The 18,902-nt window shown below is 39.9% G+C and carries 18 protein-coding genes; 17 read left to right on the top strand and 1 reads right to left on the bottom strand.

Translation table 11 applies throughout. From position 1 onward, the window contains the following. Nucleotides 1-123: 123 nt before the first annotated feature. From NE668_RS04310 to NE668_RS04230, 17 genes are all read left to right on the top strand, one after another. Nucleotides 124-699, top strand: a complete 576-nt coding sequence (locus NE668_RS04310; protein ID WP_004693737.1) for a xanthine phosphoribosyltransferase — start codon at nt 124-126, stop codon at nt 697-699. Nucleotides 700-726: 27 nt separating this feature from the next. Beyond that, on the top strand, nt 727-1,173 hold the full coding sequence (locus tag NE668_RS04305) for a hypothetical protein (RefSeq protein WP_004693736.1): 447 nt from the start codon (nt 727-729) through the stop codon (nt 1,171-1,173). Nucleotides 1,174-1,184: 11 nt separating this feature from the next. Beyond that, nucleotides 1,185-1,625 (top strand): hypothetical protein, encoded by a 441-nt coding sequence (locus tag NE668_RS04300; RefSeq protein ID WP_004693734.1) that lies wholly within the window; start codon nt 1,185-1,187, stop codon nt 1,623-1,625. Between the two features lie 433 nt (nt 1,626-2,058). Then, entirely contained in the window at nt 2,059-2,550 is a 492-nt protein-coding gene (purE, locus tag NE668_RS04295) for a 5-(carboxyamino)imidazole ribonucleotide mutase (protein WP_004697975.1), read from the top strand. Nucleotides 2,551-2,669: 119 nt separating this feature from the next. After that, nucleotides 2,670-3,398 carry a phosphoribosylaminoimidazolesuccinocarboxamide synthase gene (gene purC / locus NE668_RS04290; RefSeq protein WP_305144282.1) on the top strand — a complete coding sequence of 243 codons (729 nt, stop codon included), beginning with the start codon at nt 2,670-2,672 and terminating at the stop codon, nt 3,396-3,398. A gap of 11 nt (nt 3,399-3,409) precedes the next feature. After that, nucleotides 3,410-4,828: an amidophosphoribosyltransferase gene (gene purF, locus NE668_RS04285; RefSeq protein ID WP_227037783.1), complete on the top strand. Its 1,419-nt coding sequence runs from the start codon at nt 3,410-3,412 to the stop codon at nt 4,826-4,828. Next, nucleotides 4,815-5,876, top strand: coding sequence for a phosphoribosylformylglycinamidine cyclo-ligase (gene purM, locus NE668_RS04280; RefSeq protein WP_227037784.1), 1,062 nt, complete (start codon nt 4,815-4,817; stop codon nt 5,874-5,876). Before purF ends, purM begins: the two co-directional genes overlap by 14 nt. Then, entirely contained in the window at nt 5,869-6,492 is a 624-nt protein-coding gene (gene purN, locus NE668_RS04275) for a phosphoribosylglycinamide formyltransferase (RefSeq protein WP_227037785.1), read from the top strand. Before purM ends, purN begins: the two co-directional genes overlap by 8 nt. 24 nt (nt 6,493-6,516) lie before the next feature. Continuing rightward, entirely contained in the window at nt 6,517-8,046 is a 1,530-nt protein-coding gene (purH, locus tag NE668_RS04270) for a bifunctional phosphoribosylaminoimidazolecarboxamide formyltransferase/IMP cyclohydrolase (RefSeq protein WP_227037788.1), read from the top strand. A gap of 148 nt (nt 8,047-8,194) precedes the next feature. Continuing rightward, the gene (purD, locus tag NE668_RS04265) at nt 8,195-9,457 is read left to right on the top strand and encodes a phosphoribosylamine--glycine ligase (protein WP_227037790.1); all 1,263 of its coding nucleotides are present in this window, start codon (nt 8,195-8,197) and stop codon (nt 9,455-9,457) included. Between the two features lie 262 nt (nt 9,458-9,719). Next, on the top strand, nt 9,720-10,862 hold the full coding sequence (locus NE668_RS04260) for an isochorismate synthase (protein WP_008602808.1): 1,143 nt from the start codon (nt 9,720-9,722) through the stop codon (nt 10,860-10,862). 40 nt (nt 10,863-10,902) lie between these two features. After that, the gene (gene menD, locus NE668_RS04255) at nt 10,903-12,792 is read left to right on the top strand and encodes a 2-succinyl-5-enolpyruvyl-6-hydroxy-3-cyclohexene-1-carboxylic-acid synthase (protein ID WP_227037792.1); all 1,890 of its coding nucleotides are present in this window, start codon (nt 10,903-10,905) and stop codon (nt 12,790-12,792) included. After that, nucleotides 12,789-13,649 carry a 2-succinyl-6-hydroxy-2,4-cyclohexadiene-1-carboxylate synthase gene (gene menH / locus NE668_RS04250; RefSeq protein ID WP_227037793.1) on the top strand — a complete coding sequence of 287 codons (861 nt, stop codon included), beginning with the start codon at nt 12,789-12,791 and terminating at the stop codon, nt 13,647-13,649. The genes menD and menH overlap by 4 nt, the downstream gene beginning before the upstream one ends. 4 nt (nt 13,650-13,653) lie before the next feature. Further along, nucleotides 13,654-14,496: a 1,4-dihydroxy-2-naphthoyl-CoA synthase gene (menB, locus tag NE668_RS04245; protein WP_004693709.1), complete on the top strand. Its 843-nt coding sequence runs from the start codon at nt 13,654-13,656 to the stop codon at nt 14,494-14,496. A gap of 213 nt (nt 14,497-14,709) precedes the next feature. Next, complete coding sequence (gene menE / locus NE668_RS04240) at nt 14,710-16,122, top strand: o-succinylbenzoate--CoA ligase (RefSeq protein WP_227037795.1); 1,413 nt, start codon at nt 14,710-14,712, stop codon at nt 16,120-16,122. 7 nt (nt 16,123-16,129) lie between these two features. Further along, nucleotides 16,130-17,281, top strand: a complete 1,152-nt coding sequence (gene menC / locus NE668_RS04235; RefSeq protein WP_227037797.1) for an o-succinylbenzoate synthase — start codon at nt 16,130-16,132, stop codon at nt 17,279-17,281. Continuing rightward, nucleotides 17,278-17,655 carry a PaaI family thioesterase gene (locus tag NE668_RS04230; RefSeq protein WP_227037799.1) on the top strand — a complete coding sequence of 126 codons (378 nt, stop codon included), beginning with the start codon at nt 17,278-17,280 and terminating at the stop codon, nt 17,653-17,655. The genes menC and NE668_RS04230 overlap by 4 nt, the downstream gene beginning before the upstream one ends. Before the next feature lie 237 nt (nt 17,656-17,892). On the opposite strand, the gene NE668_RS04225 is transcribed toward NE668_RS04230, so the two are convergent. After that, entirely contained in the window at nt 17,893-18,513 is a 621-nt protein-coding gene (locus NE668_RS04225; protein WP_227037801.1) for a DUF2939 domain-containing protein, read from the bottom strand. Nucleotides 18,514-18,902 lie beyond the last annotated feature (389 nt).

Here is an 18,902-nt window from a genome sequence, read left to right as displayed (position 1 = left end):
TATTTAAGTCTTATTTGCAATGATATTTATGGGTTATATTATAAGACTTTTACTAGATATAGGTTGACCCTAAGGGGTTGTTTACGTTAAAATTTAAAGATAGTTATGCGGAGGTATGAGCACATGGAATTATTAAAAGAACGCATTCGTGAAGAGGGGATTGTCCTCAATAATCGAGTGCTGAAAGTAGATGGGTTCTTAAACCATCAAATCGATCCACAATTGTTTAAGGCGATTGGTAAAGAAATCGCGGATCGTTACCGTGATGCAGGTGTACAACGTATTGTTACCATCGAAGCATCTGGTATTGCGTTGGCGTTGATGGCCGCGCTTGAACTAGACGTACCATTGGTATTTGCGCGTAAGAAAAAATCTATCCTTATGGTAGATGATGTATATCATAGTGTTGTGTACTCTTATACAAAAGAAGAGAATTATGATATCACTATTTCTAAAAAATTCTTGCCAGCTGGTGAAAAAGTGTTGATTATCGACGATTTCTTGGCGTCTGGTGAGGCGGCTATGGGCCTTGCTAAGTTGGTTCAAGACGCAGGTGATGAAGTAGTAGGCATGGCGATTGCTATTGAAAAGTCCTTCCAACCTGGTCGTGAACGCTTGGAAAATGCGGGCTACCGTGTAGAGTCTTTAGTTCGCATTAAAGAATTCAAAGATAATGGGTGTGTGTTTATCGAAGACTAATTTGTCTGATTATTGTTAGAGGGAATTATGAATAAAAAAGCAGAAAAATTCGACTTACTTGTTGCTGACCTTAACAAAGGCGGTAACACTTGGTTTACAAAGGAAGAAATGACAGACGATCTTAATACAGTTGTATATCATGGTCGTTTGGATGTTCATGAGCATAGCTTGCCTGTGTTCATCGTTGTAGACGATTCTGCGTTCACCTATGTACGCATCGCTATCACAACAACATCTATTGATAAAAAAGTGATTCCTGCGGTATTGAAAGAACTTAACACGTTAAATCAAGATTACAAGATATCTAAATATTACGTGAGCAATGAAGATAATAACATTTATATGGATGTGTCTATACCATGTTTGAATGAACAATTTGACCCTACTGTAGTAGTGAATCTTATGCTTGAAGTTATTCAACCGCATTTAGATACTGTACATAAAGATATTCTTAAAGTAGCTGGCTTAGCTTAATAGAGGTTGTTATGAATCCTAAATCCTTATTATTTGATAAGTTTTTGAAAGAAGAAGAAATCATATCTTTTGAACGGAAGGATTTTGATGATGAAGACGGTACAGTAGTATATCGTTCTTATATCAAGTCTCCTTTATGGGATATGCCTTTATTCGTCATTCTCGATAACAGTATTTATAGTGTAGTTCGTTTAGTGTTAGGTCCTGAAAAGGTAACGGCACAAAATATGAATGCCTTGAATGCATTAATTAATCGAGACAATGCGACATATAAAAATTACAAACTATATATTGATGAACAAGATTCTAGCCTATACTTGGATTGCGTATATATGTGTGGTGATGATGCGTTCGAGCCTGCATTGATGTATGCGTTGATGTCTTCTATCGTAGATTATATTCCTGAATCTGTAGGTGAATTGAAAGCTGCCTTTGAAAGTGGTACTCACTAATCAATAATAGATACAAGTTAAGTGATCTAATGTTCGGAATTATGAAAAGAGGATAACCTGTTTATAAATGGGTTATCCTCTTTTTGTATGGATAAGAAAAAACATATAAATATTTTAATCGATAGAGTAAATTTGTGTTATTATAAGATTGAAAAGGCAGTATTTTATTTTACAGATTTATTTAAAATTATTTTATATGATGCAATCTATATTTTTATAATAGTTCGGAATATAACGAATGATAAAAATATTTAATAAAAAAATATTCGAAAATAGTATTGATTTTGTAAATGTTAGGTGTTACAATTTGAGTACAAGAAGGAGGTAGCACCGTGAACTATGCAAATCAACAAACTCAAAGCAAGTCTACGGAGGCTATTTGCGCGTATTTGTCCCAGTCTGTTTTGGCTGGGCTTTTTTATTAGGAGGATCTATGAAGGTCGGTATTATCATGGGCAGCAAGTCTGACCTAGACACAATGAAAAAGGCATCTGCCGTACTTGATGAATTCAAAATCCCTTATGAAATGGTTATTGCCTCAGCTCATCGTACCCCAGAGGCTGTGAAGAACTTTGTCACACGACTTGAAGATGAAGGGGCTATCGCTTTTATTGCTGGTGCTGGCGCGGCGGCTCATTTACCTGGTGTGGTGGCGAGCTTCACTACATTACCTGTTATCGGCATTCCTCTTAATGCAACGGCTCTAAAAGGCATTGATTCTTTGCTTGCTATCGTTCAAATGCCATCTGGTATGCCTGTAGCAACTATGGCTGTAGATGGTGCTAAAAATGCAGCGCTCTTTGCAGTACAAATTGGAGCAGCTTTCAATAAAGACCTGAAAGAACAATATCAACAATATCGTAAAGATATGGCTGAAAAAGTCTTAGCAGACAATGCAGAATTACAAGGTGCTATTCATATTTAATCATGTAAATCATCGGCGATTAAATATTGGTTAAGAAAAACAGTTTATTTAGATATCTATTACATAGTTTGTATCATTAATTAGTTTGTATCATTAATTTATGATAAAGGAGAAAGATCATGGCTAACATCGATTTGGAAAAATTAACATTATTATACGAAGGCAAAGCAAAACAAGTATATGCAACAGATAACAAAGATGAGTACATCGTTCATTACAAAGATGATGCCACTGCATTTAATGGCGAGAAACATGATACCATTCTTGGAAAAGGTGTTTTGAACAATAAAATTTCCTCTTTCTTCTTTGAATTGTTGAAAAAAGAAGGCGTACCAACTCATTTTGTTCGTCGTGAAGATGATCGCAACCAAACAGTACTTGCATTGAAAATAGTTCCTCTTGAAGTTATTGTTCGTAATATTGCGGCTGGCTCTATGGCTAAACGCTTTGGCATTGAAGAAGGTACACCACTTAAACATCCAATCCTTGAATTCTGCTACAAAAATGATGAATTAGGCGATCCGTTTGCCAACGAATCACAAATTACTGCACTTGGTTGGGCCACTCAAGAGCAACTTGACGTAATCTCTACTATTACTTTAAAGGTAAACGATATTTTAAAAAAATTCTTGGCTACTAAAAATGTAACCCTTGTAGATTTTAAATTAGAATTTGGCACTCATAAAGGTGAGGTATTATTAGGTGATGAAATCTCTCCTGATACATGTCGTTTCTGGGATGCTACAACTGGTGAAAAACTCGACAAAGACCGTTTCCGTCGAGATCTTGGTAATATTGAAGAAGCGTATAAGGAAATGTTATTCCGTCTTACTGGCGAGCGTGCCTAATAGGGGGGAAGATGAACTACGATCCTGTTTTTGATAAATGGCATGAAGAGTGTGGTGTGTTTGGTGTCTATGATAGAACCGTTGATGTAGCACGCTATGTATATTGGGGGCTATTTGCACTCCAACATCGTGGTCAAGAAAGTGCGGGCATTGCTGTTACTGATGGGCACGATGTAGAACTGAAAAAAGGCATGGGCTTGTTGACTGAGGCTATTAAAGAATTACCAGCATTGCCAAGCTATATGGGGACTGGCCATGTGCGGTATTCTACGACAGGGTCTAATAATCCGCGCAATATTCAGCCTTTGGTTATTCACTACCAAGGTGGTCAAATTGCGGTGGCTCACAATGGTAATCTAACGAATGCCTTATCTATTCGAAAACGCCTTGAAGCCGATGGTTCAATCTTTCAAACGACGATGGACTCTGAGGTTATTGTAAACCTGATTGCCCGCTCTAAAGCAGAAACACAAGCGGAACGAATTGCCGATGCGGCACGTCAAATTGAAGGGGCTTTCTCTCTAGTCATTACTACGAACGACTCCTTAGTAGGTGTACGTGACCCTCAAGGCTTTAGACCACTTTGCTTAGGTAAAACGGAAAACGGTTATGTGCTTTCTAGTGAAAGCTGTGCTTTTGATGCGATTAAGGCAGAGTTTATTCGCCATATAGATCCTGGTGAAATGGTTATCATCGATGATTCTGGTGTGCGTAGCACAATCTATGCGGAACCAGAAAAAATCGATAAAAAGCTATGCGTCTTTGAATACATCTATTTTGCACGCGGCGATAGTCATATCGATGGTCAATCCGTATATCAATCTCGTCTCAATATGGGCCGCGAATTATATAACGAAACTAAGTATGATGCGGATATCGTCATGTCCATTCCCGATTCCGGTACAACGGCTGCATTAGGTTATGCTCGTGCATCGGGGATTCCTTTTGCGGAAGGGTTAGTTAAGAACCGTTATAGCGGTCGTACCTTTATTAAACCAAATCAAGAGGAACGAGAACTAGCTGTTCGTATGAAGCTAAATGCATTGCCTCATGTCGTTGGGGGAAAGCGTATCGTTCTCATCGATGACTCTATCGTGCGCGGTACTACGAGTGGTATCATTGTAAAAATGCTAAAAGAGGCGGGTGCTAAAGAGATATACATGTGTGTTAGCTCTCCGACCATTGAATACTCCTGTCACTATGGCATCGATACATCGGTGCGTAAAGAGCTTATAGCAGCTACTCATACAGTGGATGAAATTAGAGATTTCATAAAGGCTGATAGATTACATTACTTGTCTCGTGAAGGTTTATGTCGCGCTATATCCGATGTAAAGTCAAATGATTTATGTTTTGCATGTTTTAATGGTGATTATAGTGTAGCGGTTCCTGCGGACCAAGAGGAAGGGGTCAAATATGTGCTCGAATAAAACTAGTTTAACCTATCGCGATGCAGGCGTTGATATTGATGCAGGCAACCGTGCCGTAGAATTGATGAAAGAATCTGTTAAACGCACTTATACACCGGGTGTTGTTGGTGATTTAGGTGGTTTTGGGGGACTCTATTCCTTAGCTGGTCATTCTATGTCGGACCCTATGCTCGTATCTGGTACAGATGGGGTGGGCACCAAATTACGTCTCGCTATCATGATGGATAAACATGATACTATCGGTCAAGACTGTGTAGCTATGAGTGTTAATGATATCCTTGTACAAGGTGCTACACCTTTATTCTTCCTTGATTATATTGCGGTTGGCAAACTAGAGCCTGTAAAAGTGGCGGATATCGTACGTGGTGTAGCTGAGGCGTGCGAAGAATCAGGCTGCGCTTTACTAGGCGGTGAAACTGCTGAGATGGCAGGTTTCTACGATGATGAGGATTATGATGTAGCTGGTTTTGCCGTTGGTATCGTAGATCGTCCTAAATTGATTACTGGTGAAAGTATCAAGGCAGGAGACGTTATTCTTGGGTTACCATCTTCTGGGGTTCATTCTAATGGTTTCTCTTTAGTTCGTAAAATCGTATTCGATCATAAAGGGTTTTCCATTGATCAAAATATTCCTGAATTCGGCAAAACACTGGGAGAAGAATTATTAACACCAACGCGCTTATACCCTAAGGCCGTTTTGCCTTTGATTAAAGAAAATCTAATTAAAGGTATGGTTCATATTACGGGCGGGGGCTTCTATGAAAATATTCCTCGCGTTTTACCTGCGGGAGTAACGGCAGAGGTCGATTGTGATACATGGCCTCGCCTTCCTGTATTCGAAAAATTACAAGAATGGGGCAATGTAGATTGGCATGAAATGTACCGTACTTTTAACATGGGTATCGGCATGATTCTCATAGTGGATGCTGCGGATGTGGATCGAGTAAAGGCAAATCTTGAAAGTCGTAATGAAGCTGTTTATGAAATTGGTCATATCGTTAGCGGTGAAGGTCCAGTTGTTGTAAAAGGGGCGGTATTTAATGACTAGTTCCGTAGCTAAAAAGCGTCTAGCTCTATTTGCAAGCGGCAGAGGCTCCAATGGGGAAGCCCTCTATGAAGCCATGCAAGAAGGGTATATTAATGGTAAATTCGTAGTTATCATTACAGATCACGGTGATGCAGGTATCGTTGAACGTTCTAAATCTTGGAATATTCCACTCATTGTCATCGAGCGTAGCGACTATGATTCTAAAGCTAGCTTTGAACAAGCCCAGTTAGATGCGTTAGAGCCCTATAAGGTAGATGGTATCGTTTTGGCAGGGTATATGCGCATTGTAGGAACTCAACTTATTGAACGATATGAGCATAAGATATTAAATATTCATCCTGCTTTGCTACCATCGTTTCCAGGTCTTCATGGACATCAACAAGCTATTGATGCGGGAGTAAAGGTAACTGGTTGTACGGTACACTTTGTTGATGCCGGAATGGATACAGGGCCTATCATTATGCAGAATACGGTTCCTTTATTACCTGAGGATACAGAGGATACCCTGAGTGGTAGATTATTGCCTATTGAACATAAAACATATAAAGAGGCGTTACGACTATTTTGTGAGGATAAGCTCACTATAAAAGGTCGTGTTGTATATATTGAAGATTGATGTGTAAGCAAAGGAAGACGTTAGATGATTAAAAATGCATTACTTAGTGTTTCTGATAAAACAGGTATTGTAGACTTTGCGAAAGGTTTAGTTGATTTAGGGGTAACCATTTATTCCACAGGTGGGACCCTTAAAGTCATAACTGAAGCAGGTATTCCGGCAAAATCGGTAGAGTCTTTGACTGATTTTCCTGAAATGATGGATGGCCGCGTAAAGACATTACATCCTAAGGTGCATGGTGGTATTTTGGCGATCCGTGATAATGCGGAGCATCAACAAGCTATGGCAGAACATGGTATTGAACCAATCGACCTTGTTGTAGTCAATCTTTACCCGTTCCGCGAAACCATTGCAAAACCTAATGTATCCTTAGAAGAGGCCATCGAAAATATCGATATTGGTGGTCCTACGATGGTTCGTTCTGCAGCAAAGAATCATGCCTTTGTGGGCATCGTAGTAAATCCAAATCATTACGATGAAATCATTACGATGCTCAAGGATCAAGGTGAATTGACTAAAGAATATCGCTTTGGACTTGCCAAAGAAGCCTTTGCTCATACAGCGACTTACGATGTGGCCATCGCTAATTATATGAGTAGAATCTTGAATGAAGGCCCTATACCTCCAGAATATTTGAGTGCTTATGAGAAGGTAACAGATCTTAGATATGGGGAAAATCCGCATCAACAAGCCGCATTCTACAAAGAAATTGGTACAGCTCATGGCATGGGGGCCTTGAAACAATTACATGGCAAAGAGCTTTCCTATAACAATATTGTAGACATGGAAGCGGCATGGAATATGGTATGGGAGTTTACTGGGCCAGCTGCATGTATTATTAAGCATACGAACCCATGTGGTGCCGCTACTGCAGCTACATTACATGATGCCTATGTAAATGCTTACGAAGCTGATTCCGTATCCGCCTTTGGTGGCATCGTAGCCTTAAACCGTGACGTAGATGCAAGTACAGCGGAGGAAATGAGCAAAATTTTCTTAGAAGTTATTATGGCACCTGCTTTCACAAAAGAGGCATTAGAAATCCTTGAAGCTAAGAAGAATATTCGCCTCATTGAACTATCTAAGCCGGAATCTGGCCAAGTGACAGTGAAAAAGGTGTCTGGTGGTTTATTAGTGCAAACAGAAGACGATATCCTAGAAGACCGCGTTAATTATAAAGTTGTTACGAAGGTACAACCGACAGAGGAACAATGGAAAGCTCTTGAATTTGCATGGAAACTCGTAAAACATGTAAAATCCAATGCGATTTTGATTTCTAATGAAAAGCGTACTCTTGGAGTTGGGGCCGGTCAAATGAATCGCGTAGGTTCTGCAAAAATTGCTCTTGAACAAGCCGGGGAAGCCGCTAAAGGCGCTGTATTAGCATCCGATGCATTCTTCCCATTTGGAGATACCGTAGAAACAGCGGCAAAGCATGGCATTGCAGCTATTATTCAACCAGGTGGCTCTATTCGCGACGAAGAGTCTATCAAAGCGGCTGACGAAGCGGGCATCGCTATGGTATTTACAAACATTCGTCACTTTAAACATTAACTAGTTAAGAATTTTTAGCGGATTGTTAAACACGATTAGGGCAAAATATCTATTGAACGGTCACAACAATTATTGATGTTTGGAGTAAGCCCGTTATGTGTTTATATTATTATGGATTTGATGGCGTTTAGGCGCCGATGGAGGACTTATGAAAGTATGTGTAATCGGTAGCGGCGGCCGTGAACATGCATTGGCGTGGCGATTGTCCATCAGCCCTAGCGTAACAAAGGTATATGCTATTCCTGGTAGCGCGGCTATGTCAGATTGTGCAGAGCTAGTTGGCATCGATTGGCAACAAAGCGATCATTTAATTAGCTTTTTGAAAGATAATCAAGTTGATTTAGGTGTTGTTGGGCCTGAGGCTCCTTTAGTAGCGGGCTTAGCAGATGTACTTAATAAGGCGGGGATTCCAGTTTTTGGTCCATCTAAAGCAGCCGCTCAACTAGAGGGCTCAAAGGTATTTGCTAAAGACCTCATGAAAAAATACAATATTCCCACTGCTGCGTATGGTGTATTCCACAAGGTAGATGAAGCGAAAGCTTTTATTGCTCAAACAGGAGCTCCTATCGTTGTTAAAGCTGACGGCTTGGCAGCAGGGAAGGGTGTTGTAGTAGCCATGACCATCGATGAAGCGAATGTAGCCGTAGAAGATATGCTCAGTGGTAATCGATTCGGTGATGCAGGCAGCACCGTTGTTATCGAAGAGTTTATGGAAGGCGAAGAGGCTAGTTTATTAGCCTTTGTAGATGGCAAGACCGTAGTTCCTATGATTGCCTCTCAAGATCATAAACGCATCTTTGATGGTGATAAAGGGCCTAATACAGGTGGCATGGGGACCTATGCACCGGCCCCCGTTCTTACAGATGCATTGCGGGACGCAGCGATGAAAACCATCTTAGAACCTATGGTAGCGGCTATGGAAAAAGAAGGCATGCCGTATGTAGGCTGCCTTTACGCGGGGCTTATGATTACTGACGAAGGTCCTAAGGTGGTAGAATTCAATGCGCGCTTTGGTGATCCTGAAATACAAGTTGTATTGCCGCTACTGGATAGTGATTTAGGTGAGATTATGATGGCCTGTGCTAAGGGCACATTAACCTCTAATATGGTGAAATGGAAAGACTCCTCAGCGGCTTGCGTTATCCTTGCTTCTAAGGGCTATCCTGAAACTTCATCTAAGGGCGATGTCATCAGTGGGGATATTAAACAATATGACACAACCATTGTATTCCACTCTGGTACAAAGCTTGTTGGTGAAAATTATGTCACTAATGGCGGTCGTGTGCTTGGTGTTGTCGGACTTGGCAAAGACCTTAGAACGGCACTTGATAGAGCCTATGAACGTATAGAGCATATCGACTTTGAAGGCATGCAATATCGTACAGATATTGGGGCTAAGGCTTTTAAATAAAGTAACAACATTTTGAATATAATGAAAACCTCTACATTCATGCACGACGCATGCGGTGTAGAGGTTTTATTTTCTACCTTTTAACTGTTACCTATGATATAATAAATTAGATATAAAGAGGGCCCATCGACGTGTGATGGCGTTAGGCTCATCTCAAAAATTTGGAAACTTATTGATGACGCCTGACGTGTAGAAGTAAATCTTCTACACGTTAGGTGTTTTTACTATAGTCTATTTTATTTCTTAATAGCGATATACAACTATGATATATAATAAAGAACCGTTAGAACTGAATAGTCCGGTAGCCTTTTGGCTGAATTTTCCAAACGAAGAACGCGTATTTTGGGTGGATCGTCAAAGTGACCGCATCGTTGTAGGCGCTAAACGTTTGGCGACGGTCAAAGATGATGAAGATCGCCATAATTACGCTTACGTGTTTTATGGAGATACTTTTTTTGAGAACTCTAAGGACCCTAAATGGGCTGGCATGGGTCATGAAATGATTGCTTTCACCCATTATTACATCGTAGAAAATGGGGAGTCTTTCTACTTGCACGCTGGTGAAAGCGTCCCTATTACGGATTTCGAGGTGCCTCGAGTTCGCCATAACTACAAGGAAACCAGTGATGATAAGGCGGCTTGGGATAGTTTGATGAACGCTATCGCTGATGGTATTAGTAGTGGTGAAATGACGAAGGTCGTTTCTTCTCGAGAGGTACAGTTTACTAGTGAAACACCATACAATGTGGCAAGTATTTTAGCAAATTTAGTAGATAATAATCCAAATTGCTTTATCTTTGGTTACGAAAAGGATGGACGCACCTTTGTGGGTGCATCGCCAGAGATTCTAGTTCGCCATCGAGGTAGTGAAATTCTCAGCTATGCCTTGGCGGGGACAGCGCCTAAACATGGACCAAATGCGTGGACTAAGGAACAACTGTTAACAGATAAGAAAAATCTCTTTGAACATAATATCGTCCGTGACCGTATTGTGGATATCATGAAATCTATTACTCCGGAGGTTATAATAGGTGAAACGGGTATCATGGAGCTGGCGCATCTATATCATTTGCGCACCATTATTACTGCAAAGGATAGCACAAAATCCCTCGTGGAATGGGCAAAGTTGCTCCATCCTACACCGGCTCTCGGTGGTGAACCGCGAGAAAAGGCGTTGACATTGTTACAAAAGTACGAAACTCATGAGCGCGGCATGTATGCAGCACCTTTTGGCTTTATGAAAGATATGGGGGACGGCATTGTCATCGTTGCTATTCGATCTGCCCTCATTATGGATAATGTTCTTTATGCCTATGCAGGATGTGGCGTCGTAGCCGATTCTGATGCGGATGAAGAGTACGCAGAAACTAATAATAAAATGCGCACCATTTTGGATGCATTATGATAAATTTCCAAACCCTTAGGAGTTGTTGAAAGGGAATATAATGAACGAATATATTGCTGCCTTGGTAGATGAGTTTTACCAACTCGGCGTCCGGCATGCTGTGTTTAGCCCTGGTTCTCGTTCTACGACGATGGCTATGCTTTTCACGGAGTATGAAGGCTTTGAAACATATATGAATATAGATGAGCGCTCTGCTAGCTTTATGGCACTTGGCATTGCAAAGGCTCATAAAGAACCAACTGTGCTAGTTTGTACATCCGGTTCCGCAGTGGCTCATTATTTGCCCGCTATTTTAGAGGCTCAATATAGTGGGGTACCTCTTATCGTATTGTCTGCCGATAGACCTTATACCTTGCTACATACAGGGGCTCCACAAACAGTAGATCAACAAAAAATCTTTGGTACAGCTGTAAACTATTATGAAGAATTAGCGGTGCCCCAAGATGAGCATTACTACACATATCCACGACAAGTAGCACGCAAGGCGTATATGAAAGCTATGGATACTAAAAAAGGACCCGTGCATATCAATGTACCTCTCTTTGAGCCATTAGTGCCTGAACTGGACCGTAAGCACTTTGTAATGGGACGTAGCCCTTACAAAGTATTTAAACCTAATTACGGTGATGTGTTTAGCTATCAGAATAGAAGTAATAATACAAGTAATGTAAGTAATGCAAGTAATGTAAGTGACGTAAGTGATGTAAGTTATACTAAAAATACTACTGATAATAGTGCTAATAATACTAATAACTTTAATAACTTTAATAACTCTAATCTATTGCTTACACAGTATAAGAGAGTCCTTATTTTAGCTGGCCCACAAATTGATGTAGATGAAGTTGAGTCTATTCATTCCTTTGCGGAGAATTTACAAGCTCCTATCTTGGCGGATCCATTGTCCAATGTAAGACGTTGTCATAAGACTGGTACTATTGATGACAATCATGAAGTTGCTAGCAATCGTAACAATGATACAGATATGATTCAGAAAAAACATTTCTCTGATGTTGTCATTTCTACGTATGATGCGTTTTTAGCGGATAAAGACCTATGGCCTGTACTAAAGCCAGATTGCGTGATTCAGTTTGGCCAAATCGTTGTATCGAAACGGGTACAGCAAATGGTGGCAAGTTGGGATAATGTGGAGTATATTGAGGTAAATCCCACGATGGACTCCATGAACCCTATGGGGAAAACCACCATACACATGCAAGCAAGCATAGATATGTTTACGCATTTGTTCGCTGTAAAGAACGAATCTAATGCATATCTTAATAGATGGCAACGTTTAGACGTAGCTGGTAAAGCTCAACTAAGTACAGCCATAGAAGAACCAAGTTGCTTTGAAGGACGCACGATACGCGAGTTGCAACAGCATATTTCTGACAATAGCCAAGTGCTAGTGGCGAATAGTATGACCATTCGCGACTTTGATTACTTCTGGTTCTCTGGGGAGTCAGATGCTGTTCTTTACGGTAATCGTGGTGTTAATGGTATTGATGGTACCGTTTCAACTGCGCTTGGACTTGCAACGAATCATCAGCCTACATATCTCGTAATGGGTGATTTGTCTTTATTCCATGATCTAAACGGTTTAGCGGTCGCTAAAACGCACAATCTCAATTTGACGATTATTTTGCATAATAACGATGGAGGCGGTATTTTTGAATATTTACCGCAAAAGGGAACGAAATATTTTGATTATTTGTTCTCTACGTCACAAGGTTTAGATTATAGTGGGGCTGCTAAACTCTATGGCTGTGGGTACACTAAAATCTCTAGTCCTGATGAATTGGTCCCTGTATTAGCTAAAGTTAGCGAGGAATCTGGCGTTCATATTATTGAAATACCAACAGACCGGGAATATAGTCGTCAGTTACATAGGAAATATACAAACGTTTCAGTTGATATGGAGGCATTACTATGAGTCAGTATTTTTGCAGTATTGTAGATAATGCTTTGTGTAATCCAGCTCAGCGTATGTATTTTGACTTGGGCGACTACCGCTACGGTTTGACTGTGGTAGGTGAAGGGGAACCTATTGTATGTTTCCACGGCTTCTCTGAATCGAGCTATACTTGGGATGCTATTAATCTGCCGGGGTATCGCGTTGTCCGTATCGATTTGATCGGACATGGTGATTCAGATATTCCTGATGAGGATAAGGCCTATACCATTCCTCAAATGATAGAGGACTTGCACACAGTTATCTATCACATGGTTGGTGAAAGCTATTACCTTATGGGCTATTCCATGGGTGCTCGTATTGCACTTTCCTATGCGTTGGAGTATGAACGTGAAATCAAAGGTCTTATTCTTGAAAGTGGCTCGGTAGGCATCGCTTCTGACGCTGAGCGAGCAGCACGCCGCAAGGCGGATGAAGACTTAGCAGCTCACATCGAAGAGCATGATGGTGCTTGGTTTGCTGCACGATGGGCGGAAGTACCTATTTTTGAGAGTCAAAAACAGCTTTCAGAGGGGGTAGAAGAATTAATCTATCTACGTCGTTCCAATAATAGCCCATATGCATTAGCTTGTACGTTGCGTGGGTCAGGGCAGGGCGTAATGTCTTATGTAGGGGATAAATTAAAAAAATTCTCTGTTAAAGGTTTATATGTGAGTGGCGCATTAGATACAAAATATACTACAATAGGAAGAGACGTATTTGGCAAGTTGCCAAGTTTTAATCATGTCATCGTCAACGGGGCGGGGCATAATGTACATATAGAAAAACCGCAAATTTTTGAACAAGCGGTGTTAGATTTTTTACAGAAGAAAGGTTAAGTCCATGAGCAAATTTGATTGGAAAGTATTGGATCGTAATTATGAAGATGTAATTTACGAAACATATAATGGCATTGCAAAGATTACTATTAACCGGCCAGAAGTGCGCAACGCATTCCGTCCTAAAACGGTAATGGAGCTAATTGATGCTTTCACAGTAGCTCGTGAAGATAACGAAGTAGGCGTAATCGTATTGACTGGTGCTAACCACGGTAAGGGCGAAGATAAAGAGGCATTCTGCTCCGGCGGTGACCAAAGCGTACGTGGTCACGGTGGTTATGTAGGTGAAGACAATGTGCCTCGCTTGAACGTTCTCGATTTACAACGCTTAATTCGCGTCATCCCTAAACCTGTTATTGCAATGGTTAATGGTTATGCTATCGGTGGCGGTCATGTGTTACACATCGTATGTGACCTTACAATCGCTTCTGAAAATGCTAAATTCGGTCAAACTGGTCCTCGTGTAGGTTCCTTCGACGCTGGTTACGGTGCAGGTTATTTGGCTCGCATGATTGGTCACAAACGCGCACGCGAAGTATGGTTCTTGTGCCGTCAATACACAGCAGCTCAAGCGTATGAAATGGGCATGGTTAATACTGTGGTACCATTTGACAAATTGGAAGAAGAAACAGTTCAATGGTGTAGCGAAATCCTTGAATTATCTCCAATGGCTTTGCGCATGTTGAAAGGCGCTTTCAATGCCGACACAGATGGCCTTGCAGGTTTACAACAATTCGCAGGGGACGCTACATTGATGTACTATACAATTGATGAAGCGAAAGAAGGTCGTGACGCGTTCAAAGAAAAACGGAAACCTAACTTCAAACAATTCCCTAAATTCCCTTAATCGGGAGTCGATACAGTCCTATATGACGGACTATATTAACGGTTAAAACGACAAGTGCGCCTCTATAGGAGGCGCCTTTCTTGTAATATCTCTTTATTTATCATATTTCAATTATTATTTTTTAGTTATTACTTATTATTTACTATTTACTATTTATTGGTAATTGGTAATTAGTGATTACTTATTAGTGATTAGGTTTAGATACGAGGTGAGATGATGGAGTGGTTACGTTATGGTGCACAGCACTATCCTAATCGTAAATGTATAAATGAATATACCTATAACGATATATACCGTGGTGTACTCCATGTAGCTCGTAATTTAGTGCCTTTAGACGCATCTCGTGTGGCTATCTTGTCTGATAACTCTGTGACCATGGCAATGTATGTGTTGGCTGCTATGCTAGTTCATAAAGAGGTACTTTTACTTAATGTACATCTTAAGCCAAAGGAAATAGAAAACCAATTGGATCAACTAGGTGTTACCACCGTATTACATAGTAAAGAACGACGTAATCAATTATCTCATTTCGTTGATTCGAAGGCCTCTAATTCAATTGTTACAAATGAGTTTGAAGCTCTAGAAGATATTCTATCGGATTTAGCGGTCGAGGACTCCTTTGATTGGGTATTTGTGGACACAGACATAGCTGCTATCATGAATACGAGCGCTACTACGGGGCAATTTAAGTCTGTACCGCTTCGATGGGGGCAGATTAAAGCTCATGTACAAGCATCCCATGAGGTACTAGGGAAAACAGAGCAGGATAATTGGCTAATGGTACTGCCTCTGTTTCATGTGAGTGGTTTATCTATCTTGATGAGGTCTCTTTATAACGGGACGGCTATCACTATTTTGCCTAAATATGATGAAGCTCAAGTTCTCAAACTTATAGAATCTGAGCAAATCAATATGATGTCCTTAGTGCCCACTATTTTGACTCAATTAGAGCCACATATTACGCACCATGCATTACGTGTTATATTGCTCGGTGGAGAATTCATTCCCATGGCGCTCATCGAAGCTTGTGAAAAGAAATCTTTGCCTATCTATAAGACCTACGGCATGACGGAAACCTTTAGTCAAAGTGTGACCTTCTCTGTATTGGAGTATCCTCATAAACGAGAATCTGTAGGTAAGCCCCTGCCTGGCATGCAGGTTCGTATCGATAATCCTGATACAGATGGGGTAGGCGAAATTCATTTGACGGGCCCTATGGTTATGACTGGTTATATCAATAAGGAAACTATTGATGGAGACTTTAATACAGATGATATTGGTTACATCGATGAGGAGGGGTTCGTTTATATTTTGAATCGACGTAAGGATCTCATCATTTCTGGGGGTGAAAATATTTATCCTAAGGAATTAGAGGATTTGGTCTATACGTTGCCATCGGTAAAGGAATGTGCCGTCGTGCCTGTACCTGATACTAAATGGGGACAGGTGCCAGCCCTCTTTGTGGCCTTTCATGATGGTAAAAGTTTGCCACCAGAGGATATTATAGTCTTTATGAAAGACTCTTTAGCAAAATATAAGATTCCGAAATATGTAAAAGTATTAACCGCATTGCCTCGAAATGGAACTGGCAAAATATTGCGTAATAAACTGAAATTTGAAAATTGAGGCGCCTATGAATGATATTTTAAACTTTAAAAGTATAACTACATATCGCCTTAAATTGTCACTGAAGTTCAATTTTAAGACTGCCAAGGGCGAGGTGAAAGAAAGAGAGACTATCGTCGTTCGTATTGAAGATCAACAAGGATATGTAGGATATGGGGAATGCGTAGCTTTCACAGAGCCATTCTATACATTTGAGACCGTAGAAACCTGTTGGAAAGCTATGGTAGACGATTATATCTTTAATTTGCGCTTGATGCGGCCTAAATCACTGATGACCTATGTACGACAATTACAATTTTGGCGCAATCGAGACAATATGCCTATGGCTATTGCGGCTCTAGAAAATGCGCTTATTCATCTTCATTGTGAACGGATAGGTGTAAATTCTGTTTCCTACATTATGGATCAACCTTTACAAGAGACAATTGAAAGTGGTATCGTCGTCGGTGATGTGCCAATAGACCAATTACTTGATGTTGTAGCGCATCATGTAGTAAATGGTTGTAAGCGGATTAAATTAAAGGTAAATCCTATAGATGGTTATGAACGCGTAGCTTTAGTTCGCAAACATTATCCGGATTTGGTCTTAGCGGCTGATGCAAATCGAAGCTATTCATATCAAGAAATAGATAAGGTCCGTCAGTATGATGATTTAGGTCTAGCTTGTATTGAAGAGCCCTTTGCGATGGCAAACCTTCAATCTTATAAAGATTGGAAGTGGGAGCGTCTTAATCATGGTGATTGGAAAATCTATACGCCAATTTGTTTGGATGAGTCCATTTTAGGATATGATGATTTGTCCTATGCTATCGAATATGGTTTGATTGATGTGCTTAATATAAAAGTAGGGCGCATGGGGGGGCTTATTCCAACAAAAGCAGCTATTAATCTATGTAGAGAACGTCATATTCCATATTGGATTGGTAGCATGGTAGAATCAGGGGTTTCTAAAATGCTTCATGTTCAGTTAGCCGCATTAGGAGATTCCTATATGGCAGGGGATTTGTCCGATTCAAATCGATATTTTGAACAAGATCTTATTTTCCCAGATTTAACCTTTAATGAGGGTGTTATGCAGGTCCCTGATGGTGATGGACTAGGTGTAACAGTTTTTGATGACCGGCTAGAAACTTATTGTATGGAGAAACGAACACTATGAATCTAATTGAATCCTTACAAATCGATGTACCTCGTATGACGAGCGATACTACATGTATTGCAAAAATGAATTTAACTGAGTTTCACAAACAACCACAAGGCTATTTAAACGGTGGTGCTACATTAGCTTTTGCAGAAATTATTGCAGGTATGATGAGTAATGAACTGGTAGGTTCTCATAAATTTGGTGTAGGACAATCTGTAACTGCTAACCATCTACGCCCTGTAAAGTGTGAAGGATCCTTAACAGCGTTAGGAACTTTACTAGTAAAAGGTAAGACATCCCATGTGTGGCGCTTTGATATGATAGATGATGCACAACGCCTTATCTCACAAGTGACTGTAACCTTGGCTATTGTAGATTTTGATAGATAAAATCCCATTTTTAAAGGATTTAGTTATATTTGCTAATTAAGTTATGTATAATTTCGTCTTACATGAGAACTTACGATTGTTAAGATTATAGGATAATAAAAGGACAGTATATACCTTTCGGTAGATACTGTCCTTTGTTGGATTTACAATGTAAATTGCTCATCTAGAAAAACGACATAGCTCTTATTTACGTTTTCTAAGATCTGCAATTTAAAATGTTAGAAAAGACAAAGATATTTATTTTCTAGTGATAGTATATAGGTCTTCAATATTAGGAATATCGTAAATCACCCATGTTCCATCTCCTAAATGACGCATCAAAACTCTTATATCTTTTGTCATATTCTTTTTATTATTTTGTATTGTTACAGTCACAGTAGCCTTATCACCATTATCTTCTGACTTTAGGTTTTTAACCTCTACATCATGTTCCTTAAATAGGCGACCTTCTACAAGACGATCTACCATAGACTTATTATCATCATTTGCTGTAGTGGTATTATTGGTAGGTGATTCAGACTTAAAGCTGTCAGGATCTTCGATATATGTCCGTATTACGTCTTCGATAAGAGCTGGTCCAAATGTTTTGGTAGCTGCTATTGTGGCTTTGCCAAGTGGGGTAGATGTATCGACATATTTATTGCCTTCTCGTTCTACAATGTTTTTTACAATGGATTTTATATCTACGTGGCGCAATGCTTCGTCTGCATCTTTATCTTGTACTGCTTGGTGAATGATTTTTAATGTGTAGGCTGGTGTATGTGGTACATACCATAAAAAGTACCATGCTGCGGCCATCGCTCCTATAATAGCTATGATAAGAGCGACAATAACACCTTTTGAATTGAACTTATTCATAGCGAATCCTTTCATGTTTCTATAGAGGCATTTTCATACTGAATATATACATATTGTAGCATATTGAGTAAAGAATAGGATGATTTCTAGTAAAGGGTATACCTCTTATAGCTTATAGAGAAAATTGTACTATTGCGAAAACTGACGAATTATGACGATAAAGGTTGGATTCCTGTAATATAATATAGAGATACTTTTATAAAAGCTATAAAATAACGATTATCAAATATAATCAATTATTTTCATAGATTTGTAATAATATTTTTTTAAAAAATAGTTGCATTGCTCTTAAATCCATGATATTATGTACAAGTAGTCAACGCGAGTTGATACGCGGCCCCGTGGTGTAGCGGTTAACATGTCGCCCTGTCACGGCGAAGATCGTCAGT

Origin of the sequence: Veillonella parvula, assembly GCF_024461875.1 — a bacterium.
Lineage (GTDB): Bacteria > Bacillota > Negativicutes > Veillonellales > Veillonellaceae > Veillonella > Veillonella parvula_I.
Note: the sequence above shows the minus strand (reverse complement) of the source record. Positions and strands in the feature narration are given on the sequence as shown.

Coding starts and splice junctions, on each gene's coding strand:
- NE668_RS04310 (WP_004693737.1), top strand. CDS start 124: ATGGAATTATTAAAAGAACGCATTCGTGAAGAGGGGATTGTCCTCAAT.
- NE668_RS04305 (WP_004693736.1), top strand. CDS start 727: ATGAATAAAAAAGCAGAAAAATTCGACTTACTTGTTGCTGACCTTAAC.
- NE668_RS04300 (WP_004693734.1), top strand. CDS start 1,185: ATGAATCCTAAATCCTTATTATTTGATAAGTTTTTGAAAGAAGAAGAA.
- purE (WP_004697975.1), top strand. CDS start 2,059: ATGAAGGTCGGTATTATCATGGGCAGCAAGTCTGACCTAGACACAATG.
- purC (WP_305144282.1), top strand. CDS start 2,670: ATGGCTAACATCGATTTGGAAAAATTAACATTATTATACGAAGGCAAA.
- purF (WP_227037783.1), top strand. CDS start 3,410: ATGAACTACGATCCTGTTTTTGATAAATGGCATGAAGAGTGTGGTGTG.
- purM (WP_227037784.1), top strand. CDS start 4,815: ATGTGCTCGAATAAAACTAGTTTAACCTATCGCGATGCAGGCGTTGAT.
- purN (WP_227037785.1), top strand. CDS start 5,869: ATGACTAGTTCCGTAGCTAAAAAGCGTCTAGCTCTATTTGCAAGCGGC.
- purH (WP_227037788.1), top strand. CDS start 6,517: ATGATTAAAAATGCATTACTTAGTGTTTCTGATAAAACAGGTATTGTA.
- purD (WP_227037790.1), top strand. CDS start 8,195: ATGAAAGTATGTGTAATCGGTAGCGGCGGCCGTGAACATGCATTGGCG.
- NE668_RS04260 (WP_008602808.1), top strand. CDS start 9,720: ATGATATATAATAAAGAACCGTTAGAACTGAATAGTCCGGTAGCCTTT.
- menD (WP_227037792.1), top strand. CDS start 10,903: ATGAACGAATATATTGCTGCCTTGGTAGATGAGTTTTACCAACTCGGC.
- menH (WP_227037793.1), top strand. CDS start 12,789: ATGAGTCAGTATTTTTGCAGTATTGTAGATAATGCTTTGTGTAATCCA.
- menB (WP_004693709.1), top strand. CDS start 13,654: ATGAGCAAATTTGATTGGAAAGTATTGGATCGTAATTATGAAGATGTA.
- menE (WP_227037795.1), top strand. CDS start 14,710: ATGATGGAGTGGTTACGTTATGGTGCACAGCACTATCCTAATCGTAAA.
- menC (WP_227037797.1), top strand. CDS start 16,130: ATGAATGATATTTTAAACTTTAAAAGTATAACTACATATCGCCTTAAA.
- NE668_RS04230 (WP_227037799.1), top strand. CDS start 17,278: ATGAATCTAATTGAATCCTTACAAATCGATGTACCTCGTATGACGAGC.
- NE668_RS04225 (WP_227037801.1), bottom strand. CDS start 18,513: ATGAATAAGTTCAATTCAAAAGGTGTTATTGTCGCTCTTATCATAGCT.